The sequence below is a fragment of the Vibrio neptunius genome (assembly GCF_000967495.1).
GTDB classification, from domain to species: Bacteria; Pseudomonadota; Gammaproteobacteria; order Enterobacterales; family Vibrionaceae; genus Vibrio; species Vibrio neptunius.
In genome coordinates this window covers 1-4,610 of sequence record NZ_JXXU01000100.1, presented here as the reverse complement: position 1 = coordinate 4,610, position 4,610 = coordinate 1, and the positions used below count along the sequence as shown (strand labels likewise).

Below are 4,610 nucleotides of genomic sequence, written 5' to 3'. Positions count from 1 at the left end.
CTACTCACTCCTTCGTCGTTTTATGGAATGACCGCTTGTACATCAGGCCATCCCAAACAACGTCATCCTCAAGAGTGAGGCACGAACGAGTTGGGGATCTCTTAAAGCGAATAGAACCCTTACTCGATCTATGGAACAACCCAGCAGAAGAATCCGAAATAGTCGTAAGACTCTTTTCTCGAAGGGCGTAGCCCGTTCTCCGAGCTACGCGTTCTGTAGGGCTATGCCCGTACTCTATTTCGCCTCAATATGATCAATCATCAATTGCAGCGATTGATTGCCCCGAAACTCGTTGATATCAAGCTTATACGCTAAACGAACCGTTTTCGCTGAAGCATCTGGCCAGCGACGCAGATCGACGTTGAATGCAATACCATCAATCATAATATTGGTTGGATGACCTTTGTGTAGAGGTTCTAGCATTAGTTTTAGGTGCTTTTCTCCCACCAATTTCTGATGCAGAACCTTAAACTCACCGTCGAACAGAGGTTCAGGGAACGCCTGCCCCCACGGTCCACCAGCACGAAGCATCTCTGCGATGTGCATTGAAAACTCTTCTGGCTTCAATTCACCGTCAGACAAAATCACACCTTTGAGTGCAGCGTCGTCCAACTCTTGTTTCACAGCCTCATCAAACAACTGAGCAAATCGTTCGAAGTCTTTTTCCATGATCGTCAGGCCAGCCGCCATGGCGTGACCACCAAATTTGAGGATCAGACCGGGATTTTGAGTATCAATACGATCGAGAGTGTCACGCATATGCAGGCCTGGAATCGAACGGCATGAGCCCTTAATGCTCCCTTCACCACCATCGGCGAAGGCAATCACAGGACGGTGGAACTTCTCTTTGATTCGAGATGCTAAAATGCCAATCACACCTTGGTGCCAGTCACGCTGAAAAAGTACCAGCCCATGGGGCATGTTCTCATCACCAAATTGAAGACGCTCACAAAAAGCCATCGCTTCCTGCTTCATGCCTTCTTCGATTTCTTTACGCGTTTGGTTCAAACCATCCAGCTCACTCGCCATACGACGTGCAGCATGAATGTTGTTGGCCATCAATAGTTCAACACCAAATGACATGTCATCCAAACGACCAGCTGCGTTGATACGCGGACCCAGTGCAAAACCGAAATCGGCAGCGACCAATCGACGTGCATCTCGCTTTGCGACTTCAATCAAGGCTTGAATACCAGGTCTTGCTTTACCCGCACGTATACGCTGCAGACCTTGGTGAACCAGAATGCGGTTGTTTTCATCCAGAGGCACTACATCAGCAACCGTGCCCAGAGCAACCAAGTCGATCAGTTCCATCAGTTTAGGCTCTGCCATGCCCTGATGAACAAACCACCCTTGCTTTCTCATATGAACACACAGTGCCATCATGAGATAAAACGCTACTCCCACTCCAGCTAGGGCTTTCGAAGGAAAAGCACACTCTTCGAGATTTGGGTTGACCATAGCGTCAACATTCGGTAATTCGTGGCCGGGTAAGTGGTGGTCAGTAACCAGTACCTTCAAGCCCTGCTCTTTCGCATAGCGCACACCATCAATTGAAGAAACGCCATTATCGACCGTCATGATCACTTCAGCTCCAATCTCAATCGCCTGATCAACGACTTCAGGGCTAAGACCATAACCATCTTCAAAACGATTTGGCACCAAATAATCGACGTTATTGGAACCTAGCATTCGTAATGCAATCACCGACAAGGCCGAGCTGGTTGCCCCATCGGCGTCGAAATCTCCTACGACAATAATACGTTTATTGCCTTGAATAGCTTCAAATAGAAGTTCGACAGCAGCGTCAATACCGTGCAGTTTTTGATAAGAGTGCAATGCACGCGCCGTCGTTTCTAACTGCTGGGCACTGGTGATACCGCGTGAGATATAAATGCGCTTAAGAAGTGGCGCAATGTCGGTAGAAAGCAGACTGAGATCAACCTCAGGCCGTCGTTGAATTTCGATCATAGATTGGATTGAGCCTTGTTCTTGGGCAGGACGCCTGAATAGCGAACAAGTTAACAGATGAGAATCTTATATCAACCTAATTCATGGCATAGGATTCTCATCACAAGATAGCTTCTCAGGCACTCAAACGTAACTCTGAAGGCTGAGTTACGATTTTTGTGTTTGTTGTAGGCGTTGCAGCATCTGCTCAGGTGGTAAATAACCACCAACCATTTCACCGTTTGGTAGGAAAATTGCTGGCGTTCCGCTGATACCTAACTCACGTCCAAGTGCGTAATGCTCTTTGATGATTTCCTGATACTTGGCGAAATTTTTGCTCTTTTCAGGGAATTCACGTTTTACCTTGCCGTTATGCATGGCAGCTTGAGGATCATCCGAACCCCAAATCGTTGCCATTTGATCCGCAACAGAACCCGTTGCGCCCTGACGTGGGTAAGCCATGTAACGAATAGTAATGCCTAAATCGTTGTAGTCTTTCATTTGGCTATGAAGACGCACACAGTAACCACAAGTAATATCGGTGAAGACAGTGATAACGTATTTCTCGTCTTTGGCCTTAAACTCGATCATGCTGTCTTTGAAAGTTTCAATTTTATTCGCATTGATCGGTGCCTGACGTTTCGCCAACACATCTTCATACTGACCATTGCCATCAAGCTTATACAGTGTGCCCGCTAGAAAGTAGTCACCGTTTGGCGAAGCGAAAAGAATTCCACCACTAGTCTGCACTTCGACTAAACCATCTATCTCTGCTGGAACCACTTGTTTTACTTCTAGCCCTAACTTGGCAAAACGCTCTTCAAGCTGAGCCTTATCAAATTTGACTTCCGCTGCTACTGCCTGTGCCGCCACGAGCAGTGGTAACGTAAGTAGAGTTATTCGGCGTATTACGCTCATTAAATTCACCTTATTTTTAATATGATAAGAGATAATCCCTTATGCTCTTGGATGATGTTCACTGTGTAGCTGTTTTAGCCGTTCTGTCGCTACATGAGTATAAATTTGTGTCGTCGACAAGTCGCTGTGCCCGAGTAGCATCTGCACTACACGCAGGTCGGCGCCGTAGTTGAGCAAGTGCGTCGCAAAAGCATGGCGTAATACGTGAGGCGACAACATCTCGGTATCGATACCAGCCAAAACCGCATAATGCTTGATACGGTACCAGAATGTCTGACGCGTCATCTGGCGAGCTCTTTTACTCGGAAAGACGACATCGGATGTAGTTTCCCCAAGTAACTCAGACCTGCCTTGTTGGATAAAAGTTTCAATCCAATCAACCGCATTTTCGCCCATTGGCACCAAACGCTCTTTGCCCCCTTTACCCGTAACACGCACAACGCCCTGACGAAGGCTGATATTTTCCATCGTCAAACTGACGAGCTCGGTCACACGCAAGCCTGTCGCATAAAGTAATTCCAACATGGCTTTGTCACGCAGTTCCATTGCATCGTTTGGGTCTGGCGCATTGAGCAGCGCTTCAACCTGCTCTTCACTTAGATCTTTGGGTAGTCTCTTGGGCAACTTAGGGCTGACCAATAAAGCACTAGGATCATCCGCTCGCACTTTTTCTCGATGCAAATACTGAAACAAGCGACGAATCGCAGACAACATGCGGGCTCTTGAGGTCTGCTTGAAGCCCTGATCCATTAACCAACTTTGGTAATCCTGTAAACCAGACAAACTAATAAAATCGAGCCTATAGTTATTTGCAGTCATCCACTGAAGTAGTTTGGATAAATCATTACGATAAGATGCCAGCGTATTTTCGGATAATCCTCGCTCCAACCACATCGCATCTAGAAACTGCTCTACCATCCCCTGATCGGGTGACATCATCTCTGACACTGTAATCCTCAACTTTATGATATGCGCTCAATGTAAGTGCCACGCAGCAATAAAGCTATAAAAATTGCCATTCGATATGGATATTCGCTGCAAAGCTCGCCATTTTGTGTTTAGAATTCGCTATTGATTCAAAATAATGAAAAAGAACGTGATGAAAATTGGTCTATTTTACGGTTCTACGACTTGCTACACAGAAATGGCAGCCGAGAAAATGCGTGCCATCATAGGTGAGGAATTGGTGGATATCCGCAATGTCAAAGAAACGCCTCTGGCAGAGATGGCTGATTATGATTTTCTGATTTTAGGCATTTCAACCTGGGATTTTGGTGAAATTCAAGAAGACTGGAATGAAATATGGGATCAAATCGATGGTTTGTCGCTCAATGGTAAGACCATCGCACTATATGGCTTAGGCGATCAAGAAGGCTACGGCGAATGGTATCTGGATGCAATGGGTATGTTGCACGATCAACTTAAGAAGACAGGTGCAAACCTGATTGGCTACTGGCCAAACGATGATAGTTACGAGTTTGAAGCATCAAAGGCACTGACCGAAGATCGCAGCCAGTTTGTCGGCCTCGCTTTAGACGAAGATTCTCAGTATGAGCTCAGCGATGAGCGTATTGCCACTTGGATTGAGCAGATTCTGGTTGAGTATCAAGAGACGCTGTAAAAACGGGAATCGGGATGCGGGAATCGGGATGCGGGAACGGGCTTCGCCCTACGGATAACTAAAGATTTATAGGGTTGGCGTTTACGTCAACCCTTTGTTTTTTGTTTGTCTCGTCCTGAAA

Annotated in this window: 4 protein-coding genes; 1 reads left to right on the top strand and 3 read right to left on the bottom strand. The window is 46.4% G+C overall.

Features of this window, described 5'->3' with window-relative positions; translation table 11 throughout:
* Positions 1-234 precede the first annotated feature (234 nt).
* From recJ to xerD, 3 genes are all read right to left on the bottom strand, one after another.
* Positions 235-1,971 (bottom strand): single-stranded-DNA-specific exonuclease RecJ, encoded by a 1,737-nt coding sequence (recJ, locus tag TW84_RS22775; RefSeq protein WP_045977895.1) that lies wholly within the window; start codon positions 1,969-1,971, stop codon positions 235-237.
* 147 nt (positions 1,972-2,118) lie between these two features.
* Positions 2,119-2,868, bottom strand: coding sequence for a thioredoxin fold domain-containing protein (locus tag TW84_RS22770; RefSeq protein WP_045977894.1), 750 nt, complete (start codon positions 2,866-2,868; stop codon positions 2,119-2,121).
* Positions 2,869-2,907: 39 nt separating this feature from the next.
* Positions 2,908-3,804 carry a site-specific tyrosine recombinase XerD gene (xerD, locus tag TW84_RS22765; RefSeq protein WP_045977896.1) on the bottom strand — a complete coding sequence of 299 codons (897 nt, stop codon included), beginning with the start codon at positions 3,802-3,804 and terminating at the stop codon, positions 2,908-2,910.
* A 163-nt stretch (positions 3,805-3,967) separates the two neighbouring features.
* On the opposite strand from xerD, the gene fldB reads away from it, so the two are divergent.
* Positions 3,968-4,489: a flavodoxin FldB gene (gene fldB, locus TW84_RS22760; protein ID WP_045977893.1), complete on the top strand. Its 522-nt coding sequence runs from the start codon at positions 3,968-3,970 to the stop codon at positions 4,487-4,489.
* Positions 4,490-4,610: the final 121 nt, after the last annotated feature.

What these genes read in the sequence shown, in the direction of transcription:
- fldB (WP_045977893.1), top strand. Translation starts at nt 3,968, where the DNA reads ATGAAAATTGGTCTATTTTACGGTTCTACGACTTGCTACACAGAAATG.
- xerD (WP_045977896.1), bottom strand. Translation starts at nt 3,804, where the DNA reads ATGTCACCCGATCAGGGGATGGTAGAGCAGTTTCTAGATGCGATGTGG.
- TW84_RS22770 (WP_045977894.1), bottom strand. Translation starts at nt 2,868, where the DNA reads ATGAGCGTAATACGCCGAATAACTCTACTTACGTTACCACTGCTCGTG.
- recJ (WP_045977895.1), bottom strand. Translation starts at nt 1,971, where the DNA reads ATGATCGAAATTCAACGACGGCCTGAGGTTGATCTCAGTCTGCTTTCT.